This is a genomic window from Gordonia jacobaea (assembly GCF_965344965.1).
GTDB lineage: Bacteria > Actinomycetota > Actinomycetes > Mycobacteriales > Mycobacteriaceae > Gordonia > Gordonia jacobaea.
Map to the genome: position 1 here is coordinate 62,952 of NZ_CBDRLS010000002.1, position 16,122 is coordinate 79,073.

Sequence of the window (16,122 nt, forward strand, 5' to 3'; positions counted from 1 at the left end):
GTGTTACAGTTCTGCCCATGGGACAGTTCGACGGCACAGTCGTCTACATCACGGGTATCGCGCGCGGTCAGGGTCGTAACCACGCCATCCGTTTTGCGCGTGAGGGCGCATCGATCATCGGTCTCGACATCGCCGACACCGTTGCCGACTACATCACCTACCCGCCGTCGACAGAGGCCGACCTCGCCGAGACCGTAAGGCTCGTCGAGGAAGTCGGCGGCAAAATCCTTGCCCGCCAGGGTGATACGCGCGACCTCGCCTTCCAGGAGCAGCTGGTCGCCGACGGCGTCGAGCAGTTCGGCCGACTCGACCATGTCGTAGCCAACGCGGGCATCTTGTCGTGGGGCTTCACGTGGGAACTACCGGAGCAGCAGTTCGCCGACGTTCTCGACGTCAACGTCACCGGCACGTGGAAGACCATGCGCGCCACCATCCCAGCACTGCTCGACAACGACGCCGACAACCGGTCGATCGTGGTCGTCTCGTCGGTCGCGGGACTCAAGGCCATGCCGATGCAAGCCGCGTACAGCGCGTCGAAGTATGCACTCACCGGCTTGGCCCAGACGACCGCGAAAGAGTTGGCGCCCAAGAATGTTCGCGTCAACTCCGTGCACCCGTACGCGGTCGACACGCCCATGGGCATCGCCGACACCTCCGCCATGCGGATCTTCGAGATGGGCGAGTACACAAGGTATTTCATCTCGATGATGGACCACTTCCCCGTCGCCTCCACCGACGACATCAGCGACGCCGTGCTGTACCTGACCTCACCGTCGGCCCGCGCCGTCACCGGCGCCCAGTTCCAGATCGACATGGGCAATTCAAAGGTCTGAGCCGCGTCGGGCGTGCGCTCCGCACTGCCGACTGGGCGCTCGAGACCGTCGACTGGGCGCTCGAGAACGTCCACTGTGCGCTTAAGAGCGTCGACTGGGCGCTCCAGACCGTCGACTGGGCGCTCCAGACCGTCGACTGGGCGCTCCTGACCGTCGACTGTGCGGCGCAGACGGTCGACTGTGCGGCGCAGCGAGTGACGAACGTCGCTCCCCCACTTGGCTATTCAGCAAGCAGGTCACATCCGGCGCACACTCGACGAGATCAAGCGCCCACTCGACGACCCGCGACGCACGCTCGACGTCGATAAGTACCCACTCGACGATCAGAGGCGCACAGTCGACGCAACGCAGCGCACGCTCGGCGAAATACGGCGCACAGTCGGCAGTATTAAGCGCACAGTCGGCACGACGGAGCGCACAGTCGACGCGCAGAAGTGCGCGCTCGACGGTGCGCCGCGTGCAGGGTCAGGCGTCGCCGAATGACCGCTCGAAGCCCGGCTGGATGATCAGGTCGTCGCGCGAGAGTTCGTGAACGCTCTTGTGGCCCAAGCCCATCACGACGCCGTCGAGTCCCATGCGGAGCAGGTCGAGGACATTCTCGACGCCGGCCTGGCCGTTGGCGGCCAGGCCCCACAGGTAGGCGCGGCCGACCATCACCGCGCGAGCGCCGAGGGCAACGGCCTTGGCGACGTCGCTGCCGCGGCGTATACCGCCGTCGAGCAGCACCTCGATCTGGTCTCCGACGGCGTCGGCGATGCCCGGAAGAAGGCGGATCGTGGCGGGAGTGCCGTCGAGGTTGTTGCCACCGTGGTTGGAGACCGACAGCGCCGTGGCGCCGATGTCGACTGCGCGCTTGGCGTCGTCGAGCCGCGTGACGCCCTTGACCATGAACGGTCCGCCCCACTGCTCGCGCAGCCACTGCAGGTCGTCCCAGGTGGGCGGCGGGGTGTTCATCCACTCGCCGTAGGCGCCGAAGAACGTCGGTCCCGGCTGTCCCTTGCCCTTGGAGACGTTCGGCGCGGTCAGGTCCGGGATGATGATCTTGCCGTCCTGGATCCAGTCGAGTGCATAGCGTGGTTTGACCGCGATCTCCGGTGCCAGCCGCAGCAGCGCCTTGAAGTCGACCTTCTCCGGGATCTCCGGGCTCCCCCAGTCGCGCCCGATGTTGAACACCCAGTCGGTGGTGACGATGAGGCCCTTGGCGCCAGCCTCCTTAGCGCGCATGGCGCGGGCGAGGATGTCGTCGCGACTGCCGAGCCAGTAGATCTGGAAGAAGATCTTGTCGTTGACAGCCGTGACCTCTTCGATCGGGTGAGATGCGAAGCTACTCAACCCCATTGCGGTTCCACGGGCCGCTGCTGCCCGAGCCACCGCGACCTCGCCGTCGGGATCGACGGCCTGCACGCCCGTCGGGGAGATCATCACCGGGAACGAGAGTTCCTGGCCCATGACGGTCGTCGCCAACTCGCGATCGGGTTGGGCACCGACAACATGTGGCGTGTACTCGATCTCGTCGAACGCGGCGACGTTGTCGTGGGTGGTGTGTCCACCCTGCGTTCCCGCTATCAACGACGAATAGACCGACTTCGGCAAGCGCTTCTTTGCTCGACGCTGCGCCTCTTGGACCGTCTCGAACCAGGGGTTTCTCGCCCAGGGATTGCTGACCATGGTTGTGTTCCTACCTATTTCATCATGCCGCGGGCACATTCGGACAAGCCCGGCGTCGGACCGAGCGGGGTGCGTGCTCGTGCTGGGTTGTTACAGCGAGAAACCCGCGAGCGGGTTCTCGTCGCAGTTCTTCGACGGCGGGCCGCCGACCGGCGCCAGGTCGCCGTCGGGCCTGCGAGTCATCAGGGTCAGGGGTGTCCCACGCGAATGATCTTTGTTCGCAGTGGGTTTGGATCGCTCGCCGGCGAGCAGCTCCTCACCGAAACCCTGCACGCATTCGGGGTCGGGACCCGCGAGCGGCAGACCCGTGAAGAACTTGGCCGCCATGCAGCCGCCGCGGCAGGCGTCGAAGTGCGCACACTTCGTGCAGGCGCCGGCGTTTTGCGGCTCGCGTAGTTCGGTGAAGAGGTCGGAGTTCTGCCAGATCTCCTTGAACCCACCGTCGGAGACGATGTTGCCCGCGAGGAAGTTCTCGTGAATCGCGAAAGGACACGCGTAGACGTCGCCGACAGGATCGATCAGGCAGACCACGCGTCCTGCGCCGCACAGATTCAGGCCGGGCAGACCCCCACCGCTACCTGATCCGAATGCCGAGAGGTGAAAGAACGAGTCGCCGGTGAGCACGTTCTCACCATGTGCCACAAGCCATTCGTAGAGCTCGCGTTGCTGAGACGGCAACGGGTGCAGGTCATCCCAGACGTCGGCGCCGCGACCCGACGGACGCAACCGCGTGATGCGCAGCGTGGCGCCATAGCGATCTGCGAGCGCCTTGAACTCGTCGAGTTGCGCGACGTTCTGCCGCGTCATCACGACGCTGATCTTGGCGTCGCGGAATCCGGCATCGGACAAGTTCTCGAGTGCCCGTACCGCCATGTCGAAGGAGCCCGGTCCGCGGACGGCGTCGTTGACCTCTGCGGTGGCGCCGTCGAGCGAGATCTGCACGTCGACGTAGTCCGACGCTGCCAGCCGCTGTGCGACCGCCTTGTCGATACGTAAACCGTTGGTGGAGAACTTGACTCCCACCTGATGACTGGTGGCATAGTCGACGAGCTCCCAGAAGTCCGGTCGCACAGTCGGTTCGCCGCCGCCGATGTTCACGTAGAAGACCTGCATGCGCTGCAACTCGTCGATGATCGCTTTGCACTGCTCGGTGGAGAGCTCGCGGGGATCGCGTTTACCCGACGACGAGAGACAGTGCACGCACGCCAGATTGCAGGCGTAGGTGAGTTCCCAGGTGAGACAGATCGGGGCGTCGAGGCCCTTCTCGAACTGGTCGACGAGCCGACCGACCTTCGGCGGGCGGGCCGACGTCGCGATCGCGGTGGTCGCAGCGAGTTCAGTTGCGCTGGGCGGCAACTCGAGTGTGGTCATGGTGGCTCCTTGAAGCTTGCGTGGACGAGCAGGCACGAAGAGGGCTGGTCTCCTGCGGGCTGGAGTTCAGGCCACGTCAGAAATTCACTGTCGGAAAAATCAGCGCCGACAGATCATCTCCGACGACGCGAGCGCGCCGAGGGCCTGGAGGTAGAGCGGTCGCGAAGCGCTGTCGATGCCCGCGGCGTGCAGCGCGTCGTCGGCGCTGTCGTGATCGCGCAGGGACTCGACTATGCCGACCACCGCGAGATTCTTGAGGAACGAGAGCTTGCGGGTTCCGAAGTGATAGAGCAGCGCGCCGAACGGCTCGGGCCGCAGCGCGACCTTCGGGTTGAGCTGCCACGCCTGCGTCGGGTCGAACGAGTGGGACGTCGGTACCGGATCACCGGTGGCCGCGTCGCGACCCCCGGTGACCGGAAGGGATGTCGGTGCGGACATCAGTAGACCCCGCACATCCCGTCGATCGACACCTCTTCGACGAGCGACTCGCCCACGAGTTCGGCGTCGACATCTGCCGGAACGCCGGTGGTTGCCGCAACATCCTGTGCAGACTTGGCTGACTGATCTGCCATGATCCAGACCTCCTTGTGTTGGTGAAGTGAAGTGGATCACGCCACACTATAATGGCACCGGGTGCAGGAAAACACCTGAAAGCGAAAACTATCCGGATGGACAGGTGAGGATGAACCCTTCGGACCCCACCCCGACCCGCGCTGTCGCTCCAGGCGGCAGAGCCGCAGGGTCACCGGGTCGCAGGCCGATCACGACGCGCGACGAGATCAGCACGATCGCGATCGACATGTTCACCGAGTCGGGCTTCGAGAACACCAGCGTCGACGACATCGCCGACGCCGCTGGCATCGCCAGGCGCACGCTGTTCCGGTACTACCCGTCGAAGAACGCGATCTGCTGGGGCGACTTCGACGCACATCTCGACGAGATGCGCACCCTACTCGCCGAGATCCCCGCGGACCTCCCCATCGCCGCGGCGTTGACCGACGCTCTGGTCTCGTTCAACGCCGTCGACGACGACTACCTCGAACACCATCGTCGTCGAATGTCACTTCTCCTGGGAGTACCCGCGCTGCAGGCACATTCGATGCTTATGTACGCGGAGTGGCGTCGTGTGGTAGCCGAATTCTGTGCGCGCAGACTGAGACTCGACGTCGACGACCACGTTCCGCAGACCATCGGCTGGATGTGCCTCGGCACCACCCTCGCCGCCTACGAGCAGTGGCTCGCACACCCCGACTCCGACCTCACCGCACTGATCGTGTCGGGCTGCGAGACCCTGGCCGACGGCGTGAGCGCTCTGCACTAATACACCCGCCCACCCCGCGCGCAAATACACGTGTTTCTGACAGACGCGAGCAAAGCTTCCTGCGCATCTGTCAGAAACACGTGTTTCTTCGGCGCCGGCCCCGTATTCTGCGCTGGCCTAACAATTCACAGTTCTTCCGGAGGTCGCAGTCGTGAGAGTCGCCGTATCCACCAGAGCGGCGCTCGCCGCGGCCGCCGCTGCACTGAGCCTGGCGGTGGCGGCGCCGCTCGCCGACGCCGCTCCTCCCGCGCAAGCGCCGGCCGCATCCCAATCCGGTTCCGCCGGAACGCTTATCGGCACCCAGGCGCGTCCCGACGGTTGGCGTGGCGCCGCCAGGGGCGTCGCGATCGACTACTGGACGCGCGGGGCAGACGGCAAGCCTGTGCCCGCCAGCGGCGGACTACTGCTGCCCGCGGGCAAGGCACCCGCGGGAGGCTGGCCCGTCGTCGCCTACACCCACGGCACGTCCGGCTACGGGCCGGGCTGCGGCGGTCAGAGCGGCCCGGACGCGAAGGCGGACAGGTTCACGTCCCGTCTGTTGGCGTCCGGCTACGCGGTCGTCGCGCCCGATTACGTCGGCCTCGGGCGCTTCGAAACCGGCGTGCACCCCTACCTGAACAACGACTCCGAGGGCGCGGCAACCATCGACCTCCTGTATGCGGCACGCAGCGTCGAACCGAGTCTTGCCAAGAAGTGGGTGGTAGCCGGTCCGTCGCAGGGTGGGCAGGCCGCACTGGCCACCGCGCACATGCAGAGCAGGTACGGCGCGCCAACCGATTTCCGCGGCGCCATTGCCGTCGACCCCGAATCCGACGTCGAGAAGGTGATGGCCTTCCTCGGGCCGTACGTCCCGCCGGCGCCTGCCGTACTGGAGAAGGCCTACGGCTACCTGCTCGCCGTCCTGGCGGGCAATCGCGTCGCCGACCCGGCCGTCGACGTCAACAGCTACCTGTCGCCGTATGGACGCAGCCTCGTCGACAAGGTCGGCAACGGCTGCCCGGCCCCGACGGTTCCAGCGGGAACCGCGTTCGGGAGCCTGCTTGCCAAGCCACTCGGTTCTCCGGAACTGCGTGCATCTCTGGACAGGTACATGGCGGTGCCGACATCGGGGTACACCAAGCCGACGCTGCTCCTGTTCAACGCACTCGACCTCACAGTCCCCTCGCCGCTGCACGCCAAGCTGGAAGCCGACTTCGTCGCCAACGGTATCGACCATCGGACCGTGCTGGGGACCGGTAGCCACACCGAGATGAACGCAGCCCAGTGGGCGGCGTGGGACGACTTCCTGCGGACGGCACTCGCCTAGTTCGCGCCAGACTCTCGCTCCCCGACGGTCCTGCCCCGACGAGCCCACGGTCCAGCCGATACCCTGGGCCGATCGGCTACGCTAGCCTGAACTAGAACGTGTTCTCGTTATGAGTCGAGAACGACAGCACGCAGGAGAGTCCGCGAGATGGCAGAACTGACCCCGCATGGATCACGCAGTGTGATCCTGACCGTGGCCGACGTGATCGACGAGACCGCCGATGCGCGTTCGATCGTGTTCGAGATCCCCGACGAACACAAGGACGCGTTCACCGACTACAAGCCGGGCCAGTTCCTCACTCTTCGCATCCCCAGCGAGCAGACCGGCTCGGTGGCACGTTGCTACTCGCTGGCCTCCTCGCCCGCGACAGACGCGCTGCCCAAGGTGACGGTGAAGCGGACCGTCGACGGCTACGGCTCGAATTGGGTGTGCGACAACCTCGCCGCGGGCACCCAGATCGAGGTACTCCCACCGTCGGGGGTGTTCACTCCGCGCACTCTCGACGACCCGCTACTCCTCATCGCCGCCGGCAGCGGCGTCACTCCGGTGATGTCGATCCTCAAGACCGCCCTCGCGTCGTCGAGCGTCCCGGTGGTCTTCTTCTATGCCAACCGCAGCGTCGACGACGTCATCTTCTCGACGGAACTCGACGAACTCGTCGGCGCCAACGCGGATCGGCTGACCGTCGTCCACTGGCTCGAGACCGACAGGGGCCTCCCCACCGACGCCGCGCTCGCCGAGATCTTCTCTCCCTATGTCGGGCACACCGCATACATGTGTGGTCCCGGCCCGTTCATGGACGCGGTACACCGCGCTCTCGATACCGCAGGGTTCGCACACCACGACGTTCACACCGAGGTGTACAACTCCCTTTCCGGCGATCCCTTCGCCGACCACGAGCTCGCCGAGGTCTCCGCCGACGAACAGGCCGCAGCGGCCACCGTCGAGGTCGAACTCGACGGTGAGACACACGAACTCACCTGGCCGCGGAGTCGATCGCTCATCGACATCATGCTCGACGCCGGGCTCGACGCCCCGTACTCGTGCCAGGAGGGCGAATGTGGTTCGTGCGCCTGCACATTGACCGAGGGTAGCGTCGAGATGGACAACGACGGCGCGCTCGACCCCGAAGACATCGAGGACGGCTACATCCTGGGTTGTCAGGCACACCCCACATCCGACCGACTGCGAATCGAGTTCTGACATGGCGCCAGACGTCTCCTCCAACCGTCTGGCACGCGTGCTCGGCGGCATGCTGCTCGGAATGGGCGCGTTGCACTTCGCCGCACCCAAACCCTTCGACGAAATCGTGCCACCCGAGATCGCCGGAGCGCTCGGCACCGACGCCCGCACACTGACCTACGCGTCGGGTGTCGCCGAAGTCGGCATCGGCGCCGGATTGCTTGTGCCGCAGACCCGTCGACTTGCGGCGGGATCGGCTGCCGCACTGTTCGTCGCGGTCTACCCGGCCAACATCAACATGGTCCGCATGTGGTGGCACAAGCCTCCGGTGTACAAGGCGATCGCGATAGGCCGACTCCCCCTTCAGATTCCACTCATCGCAGCAGCCGTGAAAGTCTTCCGCCACTCGAAGTGACCACCGACGACCACAGCTTTCACCGCACCGACGACGACCGCCTCGACGCGCGGGCGCTGGTTCTGCTGACCCTTGTCGCGGCCGCGGCGGGCGTGGTCGCCGGCTTCGTGGGCGGCGCGTTCCGCTGGCTGCTCACCCGACTCGACGCCTGGCGGGTCGACGTCGTCGACTGGTCTGATCATCACGGACCTGTGGGGTGGCTTGTCCCGCTGGCCATCTCGGCTGCGGCCGCGGCCGCCGCGACGTGGATCGCCATCAAGGTGCCACGCGCAGCGGGAAGCGGAATCCAACACGTCGAAGCCGTCGAACGTGGACAGGCCGAGCCACCCACGTTGATGGTCGTGCCTGCCCGCTTCGTCGGAGGGCTGCTGTCGATCGGCGTCGGTGGCCTCGTGCTCGGTCGCGAAGGCCCGACGGTGCACATGGCCGCAGCAATCGGCGCTGCGGCAGGACGTTTCGCACGCGCGACGACCGACGAGATCCGTGGCCTGCAGACAGTCCTGTCCGGCGCCGGCCTGGCCGTGGCGTTCAACGCACCGATCGGCGGCGCGATGTTCGTCTTCGAGGAGGTCGCCAAGAAGGTCCGCATCCGAGAGGTCGTGTGGACGCTTGCAGCGGTCGCGACAGCGGTCACGTGCTCGCGCGTCGTCCTCGGTGACATGCCCGACTTCAAGGTCTCGAACGTATCCGCTCCTGCGCTGGCTACGTTGCCGCTCTTCATCGTCTTCGGCGTCCTCGTCGGACTCCTCGGTGTCGGCTACAACTGGCTGATCAGAGCATGCCTGTCGTGGTTCGAAGCGCTGCACCGCATTCCGGCGGTTGTGAAGGCCGCGGCAATCGGCGCGACCATCGGCGCACTGCTGCTGATCTCACCCGACCTGGCCGGTGGCGGCGACTCACTCACCCAACGCATCCTCGACGGCCACCGGATCGCGATCCTGTCACTCCTCGGATTTCTGGCCATCCGGTTCATCGCAGGCCCGCTCTCCTACTCGGCAGGCACACCGGGAGGACTCTTCGCACCGATGCTCGCGCTCGGCGCACTGTCCGGACTTCTCTTCGCCTGGTTGATCAACCTCTTCTCGTCCACCCTCGCCACCGAGCTCGCACTACCCCTCGTACTGGTCGGCATGTCGAGCCTGTTCGCCTCCGTGGTCAGAGCCCCGTTCACCGGCATCATCCTGGTGATCGAGATGACGACGGTCACCAGCGCCGCCCTCCCGATGCTCGCTGCCGGCGCCGGTGCCGTCGTGATCGCCTCGCTCGTCCGCAGCCCACCGATCTACGACGACCTCCGCGAACGCATGCTACGAGCCGACAAAGCGGCCAAGCATCCACCCTCAACGCAGTAGCAGCCCGTGCGCTCAGCGCAGCAGCAACCGTGCGCTCAGCGCAGTGACCGGTAGTGGGCCCGCGCCTCCGGATCGAGGTGTTCGACGGCGTATCCCAGTGCGGTACGGCCCATGTGGGCGGCGTGGTCGTCGAGATAGGACGTGAGCGCCGTGGCGTCGACGCGCTTGCCCATCTCGCGCAGCATCCACCCGAATGCCTTCTGGATCAGCGGGCGGCGGTCGTCGATCACCAGCGGCGCAACCGCCGCAAGCGCCTGCGCATCACCGTGTTTGATCCATGCGAAGGTCCCGATGATGCCGATCCGCTTCTCCCACAGATCATCTCGCGCAGCAAAATCCACTAGCACATCGACATCGCCGTGCTGCCACGACCATTCACCGAGTATCGGATCGGCTGACGAGTCGACGAGGTCCCAGTTGTTCACAGCCCCCGCGGCCACCGCCGCCAGGTAGTCCGCGACCCACAGGTCGGCCTCCGCGGCATCGGCACGGTCGAATCCGTCACGCGCGCAGAACAATCCGGCCAGTCGCACCTCGTGGAGACGCGAGGTGAGCAGAGTACGGACCTCGCCGCGACTGATCCCGCGGAACCGCTTGGCGATCGCCCGCAGTTGGGGCACGCGGACACCGAGAAACTCATCGTCGCCGCCGTAGCCGCCCGGATGCGCCTGGAAGTACGACGCCATCGACGCGGCGCGCTCCGGATCGGCCAGTGCGTCGACCGCGGCGATCACGTCCTCTGCGGACCCTCCCACGTCAGCCATCCGAGCCTCCCGACGCTTCGACGGCATGCCTCACGCGTCGGTCACAAGCTCCGAAATCGGCGTCGGTGTCTGCAGTTTCGGACGTGTCTTCATCACGGCGCCGACCTTGCCCGCGCCGACGACCGCGGTGAGCATGCCGTCCCTGCTGTAGTAGGCGAGGAACTTCTTGCCGTCGTCGGAGACGACGTGGACCTCGTCGTCTGCTCGCGGATCGCCGAGTACCTGGATCTTGAGGTCGAACTGATCGCTCCAGAAGTACGGCACGGCGGCCGTCACCCCTTCTCCACCGGTGATGCCTGCGGCCACGACCGCGGCCTGCTCGACCGTGTGGTTCCAGTGTTCGACGCGGCGTGGATCGCCCCCGTCGTCGAGCCAGTTGGCGACGTCGCCGACCGCATACACGCCCGGCACAGACGTGCGACCCTGTGCGTCGCAAGCGATTCCGCCGCCGACCTCGCGGGGCGCGAGGTCGATATTCGAACCGTCGAGGTAATCGGTCACCGGTGTGGACCCGATCCCGGCGACGACGAGGTCGGCGGGCAGGACCGACCCGTCGTCGAGCCTGATCTCGCGGACCGCGCCGCCCTCGCCCGCCACGATCTCGGCGACGCCAACCCCCGTTCGTACCGTGACCCCGTTGGCCTCGTGCATCCGCGTGACGAGCGCTCCGATCCGTGGCCCCAGCGCAAGTGCGAGCGGCGTGGGTGCCGGCTCGACGATGGTGACATCGATTCCCTGCGACGAGAGACTCGCCGCCACCTCGCAGCCGATGAATCCCGCGCCGATCACCACCGCGTTCTGCGCCGCATCGATGGCCGATCGCACCGCGAGCGCATCGGCGAACGTGCGCAGGGTGTGCACACCCGACATCTCATCGGTGCCCGGGAACGCACGCGGCCGCAGTCCTGTCGCGAGCACCAATGTCTCGTATTCGACGACGCCGCGCTCGCCCGCCTCGTCGACCACCGTCACGGTCTTCGCGTCGGTGTCAACGGAGTCGACGGTGGTACCGAGACGCAGCGTGATATCGGAATCGGTATAGAAGGCAGCCGGTTTGAGGTCGACCCGGTCGTCCTTGCCCAGCAGCACCGACTTCGACAGCGGCGGACGATCATACGGCGGGTGCGGTTCGGCACCGATCAGCGTGATCGGCTTGTCGTACCCGGCGGCGCGGAGGTTTTCGGCCACGCGAATCGCTCCGAGTCCCGCCCCGACGATCACGACACCCGCTGTTGCGCTCATGAGATCCTCTCGTTCGGCACGATCACACTTCCCGATAGACGGCCGTCGGCGAATGATGCCTCGCGTCCAGGCGATGCCTCTGCATCAGCGAGTGATGTCCCCGACGGGTGTGAGGTCGGCCAGTAACCAGTTCCCGTCGACATTACGCATGTGCGCCCACCGAGCAATAGGGGTTCTGGTCGGCGAATTCTCGTCGCTCGACCGGGCAGAGTTCCCGAGCGTCTCGTCGACGAAGACCAGGACACGCGCGGCCGACGTGGTGTACGACGCAACACCCGCATCGACGACGTCGGCTCCGACGGTCAGCCCGCCCGCGACGGCGCCGGGCAGCACGGCGTCGGGACCACGGACTGCGTACCGGGTCGCGAGTGGATCGGTCAGCCCGGCGGCCACCGTGTCTCGTTGCTTCTCCGACGCATTCGGTGCCACACGCAACGTCTGTTCGACGATCCGTTCGGTGGCCGTCAGCAGCGCCGAGCGCGCCGCGTCGTCCGGTGATGGCCTGTCTGTGTACGCACGGGTCCACGACACCACCGCGACAACCAACGCCACGACGACGATCAGCGACGCCGCGAGAAGCACTCTGCGCGCACGACGCGGCAGCCTGTGGTGGACGACGAGCGGTCTCATGCGGGCACCAGCGCTCATTTCACCACCACCTCGGCGGTCTTCCACGTCCCGCCGACGCGTTGCAGCGACAGGCGCACCGTGAGCACGTCGGTGTCCGGGTCCGCGCCGAGCAGAGCGGGATCGGAGGCCTGAGCGGTGACGAGCGCGTCGGCACGCGCCCCGTCCGACGTCGACGTCGGGTCGCTGATCAAGCCCGCCGCGATCACCCAGCCCGACATCCCGGTTTCGGTGGAGGACACCGCGGCGACGAGTGCATCTCGTGCCTTGCTGAGCCGATCATGCTCTGCACCAGTACTGTTCGCGATGATCCGGTCGGCGTATCCGGTCGCGTCCTTCGGCGTCGCGGTGAGCATCGCCGTCACCGCTCCGCGTGCGGCGTTCAGCGCGTCACGCTGCCCGGCCGCGCGTTCATCCTGCCGGTGATCGACCACTGCGAGGACGGCGATCGCCACCAGTCCGCAGACGATGAGCACTGCGGCACAGGCCAATCCGATACGCAGCGAGCGAGACCGGCGTCGGGCACGCGCGCGTAGCGCATCCGCCGCGGCGATCCGCGCGCGTCGTGCCGTCCGAGTTGCCTCGTCGACGCGAGAGGCAGCCGCCAGAACGCGCTCGTTCTCCGACGATCCCGGCTCGTCCGGTCTCACGTTCTCGGATTTCTTGATGTCGCTCACGCGAGCACCTCGACTCCGGTCACGAGCCAGCGACCGTCGATCTCGACGAATGATGCACTGACCGTTCGCTTCTCGGTGACCGGAGCGGCATCTGCACGAGTCGTGGTGACCGTTGCGGTCATCAGCACCGTTCCGCAGTCTGCCTGCGCACTCGACACCGCGACGTCGCCGGGCCGCCATTCGACGGCCGTCACGCCGCCGTCGGGTGCGCGACCGAGTTGCGCGGCAAAACCTTCCGCGAAGTCGCCGGCGACGAGACTGCGGGCGCGGGCACGGTCGGCCTGCCACGTCGCCGAGTGCACGGTGAAGACCTCCGCCACCGTCGACCCAGCCTGCTCACGCAGCTCGGTGCGCGTCTGCTCGACGGCACTGTTGTGTGTCACCGCGCGCGACGCCACCACGACGCCCGCCGCCACGGCGATGAGCAGAAGCGCGGCACACAGCACGAGGACGACGGCACGTCGGGTTCCGATGATCCGGGTTCCGGTGATCCGTTGTCGGCGAGCCTCACTCGTTGGCTCCCGAGAATCCCCTGAGGTCGTGTCCCCAGCACTCATGTTCCCAGCACTCACGTTCCCGGCACTCATGGCAGGTACTTGACGGCGCTAACCTTGAGCGCCCCGTCGTCGGGCACGACCAGCATCGTCAACCGGAACTCTCGCACAGGCGTCTGCTGCTGACCGCGATAGCTGACGGCGGCCGACACGAGGACCGTCGCGTCGTCGCCCGAGCGCGCCGAGACCCCCGACGCGTCGACCGTCGCATCTCCGACTGTTCCGGTGCGTCGCACGTACTCGGTGTAACTGCTCGCGGACTGGGCGAATTCGTCGTGGAATCCGCCCGTGGCGCGGTCGAGGATGCGGCGTGCGCGGGCGGGGTCGGCAGGGTCGGCCGACAACAACAGCGACGCGACCTCGGTGGCGGTGTGCCGGTAGTCCTCGTCGGTGTAGGCATGCGCCGCCCGCACCCACGCGGCCACGCCGACGCCCGCAGCGACGACGGCACCGATCACCACCAGCCCGACGAGCACCCACCAGATCCGACGCACACCGGGCCGTAGCTCCGCGTCGACCTCGGCGTCGAGCAGGTCGTCGAGCGCGCTGCTCAATTCCGCACGCGCACCGCGCTCGTTCTCGAGGAGCGTCCGATCGCTCACCACGGACCCGTCGACGGACACACCTCCCGTCGACGAACCCGAACCCGCGCGCCGCGTCATGACGCACACCCTCCCTGTCTCGTACTGCGTGTGTAGAGCCGCACTGCCGGCTCAGTTCCTCGTCCACTGAACCCGCCGATGCAACGTCGCATCCACCCTAGGGCGTGCGAATGCACTCTCACCAGATCATCGGAGCGAGGAACGTCGCCGCGAAGTGACGCACACTGCTCGGCTCGCGCCGCGAATCGTCCGACGACGGCATCTCCAGATACGAGATGACCAGTCGCACATGAATTTCCACAGCTTGAGCAAGATCGTCGGCGGGCATCTGCGCGCCCGCGTCACGCAGCACAGCAGCGATACGCGCCGTAGCGACCTCGACGAAGAGCGCCCCGAGTTCGGCGGTCAGTCGCTTCACGCCATGATCGGCGAGAATTAACCGGTTCAGGAGCGGATCGTCGGAGATCATCTGGGCGCCCCGATAGAACGCCTCGACGACGGCGTCGGACGGTCCGAGTCCGGCCACCGCGGCGTCGAGCGTGCGCATCCCGCGCTCGTACCGGTCGGCCGCGACCGCGTGCAGCAGAGCGTCCTTGTTCGGGAACCGGCGATACAGCGTGCTTCTGCTGACCCCGGCGCGCGCGGCCACCGCATCGACGTTCGCCTGCGCGATCCCGGCAACCGTGAACTCGTCGGCCGCGGCGACGAGGATCGCCGCCTCCTGATCCGCGGGACTGCGGGTGTTGCGCCGCTTGCGCTGCCGGAGGTCGCGGGTCGGCTGCCCCGACCCGGCGGTCCCTCCCAGAATCTCGGCAGTGTTCGACGCCGCCTCCCGCGGACCGGTCATCGCCGCCACAACGTAACGGGCAGCCGGTCCTTGGGAACCGGTAATGCGCTGTAGTCCATCGGCATCCGATAATCGCCGGGCACCGACCACTCGTAGCCGCGCAGCAGTTGGTGCATGATCGTCTTGATCTCCATCTGTCCGAAGTACAGGCCGATGCACTTGTGCACACCGCCACCGAAGGGCGCCCACGCCATGCGGTGCTGTTTGTCCTCGGCACGGTCGGGCCCGAACCGCTCGGGGTCGAATCTGTCTGGCTCCGAATAGATCTCAGGGTCGCGATGATTGGTCAGTTGCGAGATCGAGACCATCGTGCCCTCAGGGATGAAGAAGTCGCCGATGCGGGTGTCGGCGATGGCCGCGCGCGGCTGGGACGGCACCGGCGGACACAGCCGCAACGATTCCTTCATCACGAGGTCGAGGGTGGTCATCGAGCCGAGATCGTCATAACCGAGTTCGCTTGGCAGCTCGTCGGATTCGTCGCGTGCACGCTGTTGCCACTCGGGGTGGCGGGCCAGGTGGTACGCCATCTGGGTCATGGTGATCGTCGAGGTGTCGTGTGCGGCCATCAGCACAAAGATCATGTGGTTGACCACGTCGTCGTCGGTGAAGCGTTGCCCCTCTTCGGTTTCGGCGTGGCACAGCACCGAGAACAGGTCGGGTGTCTCCCGCACCCGTTTGTCGGCGATCGCGGACGAGAAGAATTCTTCGAGAACTCGACGCGATCGCAGGCCCTTCCACCAGCGACCCCCGGGAACGGGTTTACGCACCAGCGCGACTCCCGCGCGCACCGTCTCGATGAACGCCTTGTTGAGGCGATCGGCCTCGTCGCGAGGCAGTTCGACGCCGAGGAACACCTCGAGCGCGACGTCGAGCGTCAGTGCTTTGAACTCGTTGGCCAACAGCACTTTTCCCGTGGGGAACCGCTGCATGCGATCGCTGATCATGGGCGACATCTCCTGCATGTAACCCTTGAGTGCCGTGTTGGAGAAGACCTGCTGCATGAGCAGCCGGTGGTGGCGGTGCTCGTCGAAGTCGAGCAGCATCAGACCGCGATTGAAGAACGGGCCGATGAAGTAACTCCATGCGGGTCCGTTGGCGAAGGCGCGGTCGCGGTTGCGCAGGATCTCGTCGGCGGCGTCGGCTCCGGATGCGACCACCACTCTCAGCCCGAGTGCGTTGATCCCGTAGATCGGACCGTATGTCGCGCGACGCGCAGCCGAGTAGCCGAACGGGTCACGGCGCATCGACAGCACCTCGAGCATTCCGTTGCGGTCGGCACACGGCACCGCACGCAGTCCACTTCCCGCAGGCGCCGGAGCGATGATCGTCATGTCGCAGCCTTCCGTCCAGGTGGATCAGAG

General features: G+C 66.5%; 18 protein-coding genes and 1 pseudogene. 7 read left to right on the top strand and 12 right to left on the bottom strand.

Annotated features, from left to right (window positions below; genetic code table 11):
- Window positions 1–17: 17 nt before the first annotated feature.
- Complete coding sequence (locus ACRVY7_RS06375) at window positions 18–833, top strand: mycofactocin-coupled SDR family oxidoreductase (RefSeq protein WP_431816439.1); 816 nt, start codon at window positions 18–20, stop codon at window positions 831–833.
- 216 nt (window positions 834–1,049) lie between these two features.
- Window positions 1,050–1,316 carry a hypothetical protein gene (locus tag ACRVY7_RS06380; protein WP_431816440.1) on the top strand — a complete coding sequence of 89 codons (267 nt, stop codon included), beginning with the start codon at window positions 1,050–1,052 and terminating at the stop codon, window positions 1,314–1,316.
- On the opposite strand, the gene mftD is transcribed toward ACRVY7_RS06380, so the two are convergent.
- The 4 genes and pseudogenes from mftD to mftA form a co-directional block, all read right to left on the bottom strand.
- A complete protein-coding gene (mftD, locus tag ACRVY7_RS06385; protein ID WP_005203889.1) occupies window positions 1,299–2,501 on the bottom strand; it encodes a pre-mycofactocin synthase MftD in 1,203 nt (400 codons plus the stop codon). The two genes, ACRVY7_RS06380 and mftD, sit on opposite strands and share 18 nt — an antisense overlap.
- Before the next feature lie 90 nt (window positions 2,502–2,591).
- On the bottom strand, window positions 2,592–3,872 hold the full coding sequence (gene mftC, locus ACRVY7_RS06390) for a mycofactocin radical SAM maturase (protein ID WP_049698809.1): 1,281 nt from the start codon (window positions 3,870–3,872) through the stop codon (window positions 2,592–2,594).
- Between the two features lie 99 nt (window positions 3,873–3,971).
- On the bottom strand, window positions 3,972–4,310 hold the full coding sequence (mftB, locus tag ACRVY7_RS06395; protein ID WP_431816441.1) for a mycofactocin biosynthesis chaperone MftB: 339 nt from the start codon (window positions 4,308–4,310) through the stop codon (window positions 3,972–3,974).
- Window positions 4,310–4,384, bottom strand: a pseudogene (mftA, locus tag ACRVY7_RS06400) (mycofactocin precursor MftA); the annotation flags it as partial. The pseudogene mftA and the gene mftB, both read right to left, overlap by 1 nt.
- A 170-nt stretch (window positions 4,385–4,554) precedes the next feature.
- On the opposite strand from mftA, the gene mftR reads away from it, so the two are divergent.
- From mftR to ACRVY7_RS06425, 5 genes are all read left to right on the top strand, one after another.
- On the top strand, window positions 4,555–5,193 hold the full coding sequence (mftR, locus tag ACRVY7_RS06405; protein ID WP_431816442.1) for a mycofactocin system transcriptional regulator MftR: 639 nt from the start codon (window positions 4,555–4,557) through the stop codon (window positions 5,191–5,193).
- A 151-nt stretch (window positions 5,194–5,344) separates the two neighbouring features.
- Window positions 5,345–6,499 (top strand): lipase family protein, encoded by a 1,155-nt coding sequence (locus tag ACRVY7_RS06410; RefSeq protein ID WP_431816443.1) that lies wholly within the window; start codon window positions 5,345–5,347, stop codon window positions 6,497–6,499.
- Window positions 6,500–6,646: 147 nt separating this feature from the next.
- Window positions 6,647–7,702, top strand: a complete 1,056-nt coding sequence (locus ACRVY7_RS06415; protein WP_049698805.1) for a ferredoxin--NADP reductase — start codon at window positions 6,647–6,649, stop codon at window positions 7,700–7,702.
- Between the two features lies 1 nt (window position 7,703).
- Window positions 7,704–8,096, top strand: a complete 393-nt coding sequence (locus ACRVY7_RS06420) for a DoxX family protein (RefSeq protein WP_049698804.1) — start codon at window positions 7,704–7,706, stop codon at window positions 8,094–8,096.
- Window positions 8,093–9,448: a chloride channel protein gene (locus ACRVY7_RS06425; RefSeq protein ID WP_431816444.1), complete on the top strand. Its 1,356-nt coding sequence runs from the start codon at window positions 8,093–8,095 to the stop codon at window positions 9,446–9,448. Before ACRVY7_RS06420 ends, ACRVY7_RS06425 begins: the two co-directional genes overlap by 4 nt.
- 35 nt (window positions 9,449–9,483) lie before the next feature.
- Here the strand turns inward: ACRVY7_RS06425 and ACRVY7_RS06430 are convergent, their stop codons facing one another.
- From ACRVY7_RS06430 to ACRVY7_RS06465, 8 genes are all read right to left on the bottom strand, one after another.
- Window positions 9,484–10,212 (bottom strand): DNA alkylation repair protein, encoded by a 729-nt coding sequence (locus tag ACRVY7_RS06430; RefSeq protein WP_431816445.1) that lies wholly within the window; start codon window positions 10,210–10,212, stop codon window positions 9,484–9,486.
- 30 nt (window positions 10,213–10,242) lie between these two features.
- Window positions 10,243–11,454, bottom strand: a complete 1,212-nt coding sequence (locus tag ACRVY7_RS06435; RefSeq protein WP_431816446.1) for an NAD(P)/FAD-dependent oxidoreductase — start codon at window positions 11,452–11,454, stop codon at window positions 10,243–10,245.
- Between the two features lie 84 nt (window positions 11,455–11,538).
- The gene (locus ACRVY7_RS06440; RefSeq protein WP_431816447.1) at window positions 11,539–12,102 is read right to left on the bottom strand and encodes a hypothetical protein; all 564 of its coding nucleotides are present in this window, start codon (window positions 12,100–12,102) and stop codon (window positions 11,539–11,541) included.
- Window positions 12,099–12,758, bottom strand: a complete 660-nt coding sequence (locus tag ACRVY7_RS06445; protein ID WP_431816448.1) for a hypothetical protein — start codon at window positions 12,756–12,758, stop codon at window positions 12,099–12,101. The genes ACRVY7_RS06440 and ACRVY7_RS06445 overlap by 4 nt, the downstream gene beginning before the upstream one ends.
- Entirely contained in the window at window positions 12,755–13,315 is a 561-nt protein-coding gene (locus ACRVY7_RS06450; protein WP_431816449.1) for a hypothetical protein, read from the bottom strand. The genes ACRVY7_RS06445 and ACRVY7_RS06450 overlap by 4 nt, the downstream gene beginning before the upstream one ends.
- A 26-nt stretch (window positions 13,316–13,341) precedes the next feature.
- The gene (locus ACRVY7_RS06455; protein WP_431816450.1) at window positions 13,342–13,974 is read right to left on the bottom strand and encodes an Rv1363c family protein; all 633 of its coding nucleotides are present in this window, start codon (window positions 13,972–13,974) and stop codon (window positions 13,342–13,344) included.
- Between the two features lie 118 nt (window positions 13,975–14,092).
- Window positions 14,093–14,761: a TetR/AcrR family transcriptional regulator gene (locus tag ACRVY7_RS06460; RefSeq protein ID WP_431816451.1), complete on the bottom strand. Its 669-nt coding sequence runs from the start codon at window positions 14,759–14,761 to the stop codon at window positions 14,093–14,095.
- Window positions 14,758–16,092: a cytochrome P450 gene (locus ACRVY7_RS06465; protein ID WP_431816452.1), complete on the bottom strand. Its 1,335-nt coding sequence runs from the start codon at window positions 16,090–16,092 to the stop codon at window positions 14,758–14,760. Before ACRVY7_RS06465 ends, ACRVY7_RS06460 begins: the two co-directional genes overlap by 4 nt.
- Window positions 16,093–16,122 lie beyond the last annotated feature (30 nt).

Coding starts and splice junctions, on each gene's coding strand:
- mftR (WP_431816442.1), top strand. CDS start 4,555: ATGAACCCTTCGGACCCCACCCCGACCCGCGCTGTCGCTCCAGGCGGC.
- ACRVY7_RS06435 (WP_431816446.1), bottom strand. CDS start 11,454: ATGAGCGCAACAGCGGGTGTCGTGATCGTCGGGGCGGGACTCGGAGCG.
- ACRVY7_RS06420 (WP_049698804.1), top strand. CDS start 7,704: ATGGCGCCAGACGTCTCCTCCAACCGTCTGGCACGCGTGCTCGGCGGC.
- ACRVY7_RS06455 (WP_431816450.1), bottom strand. CDS start 13,974: ATGACGCGGCGCGCGGGTTCGGGTTCGTCGACGGGAGGTGTGTCCGTC.
- ACRVY7_RS06375 (WP_431816439.1), top strand. CDS start 18: ATGGGACAGTTCGACGGCACAGTCGTCTACATCACGGGTATCGCGCGC.
- mftD (WP_005203889.1), bottom strand. CDS start 2,501: ATGGTCAGCAATCCCTGGGCGAGAAACCCCTGGTTCGAGACGGTCCAA.
- ACRVY7_RS06440 (WP_431816447.1), bottom strand. CDS start 12,102: ATGAGCGCTGGTGCCCGCATGAGACCGCTCGTCGTCCACCACAGGCTG.
- ACRVY7_RS06430 (WP_431816445.1), bottom strand. CDS start 10,212: ATGGCTGACGTGGGAGGGTCCGCAGAGGACGTGATCGCCGCGGTCGAC.
- ACRVY7_RS06465 (WP_431816452.1), bottom strand. CDS start 16,092: ATGACGATCATCGCTCCGGCGCCTGCGGGAAGTGGACTGCGTGCGGTG.
- mftC (WP_049698809.1), bottom strand. CDS start 3,872: ATGACCACACTCGAGTTGCCGCCCAGCGCAACTGAACTCGCTGCGACC.
- ACRVY7_RS06415 (WP_049698805.1), top strand. CDS start 6,647: ATGGCAGAACTGACCCCGCATGGATCACGCAGTGTGATCCTGACCGTG.
- ACRVY7_RS06450 (WP_431816449.1), bottom strand. CDS start 13,315: ATGAGTGCTGGGGACACGACCTCAGGGGATTCTCGGGAGCCAACGAGT.
- ACRVY7_RS06460 (WP_431816451.1), bottom strand. CDS start 14,761: ATGACCGGTCCGCGGGAGGCGGCGTCGAACACTGCCGAGATTCTGGGA.
- mftB (WP_431816441.1), bottom strand. CDS start 4,310: ATGTCCGCACCGACATCCCTTCCGGTCACCGGGGGTCGCGACGCGGCC.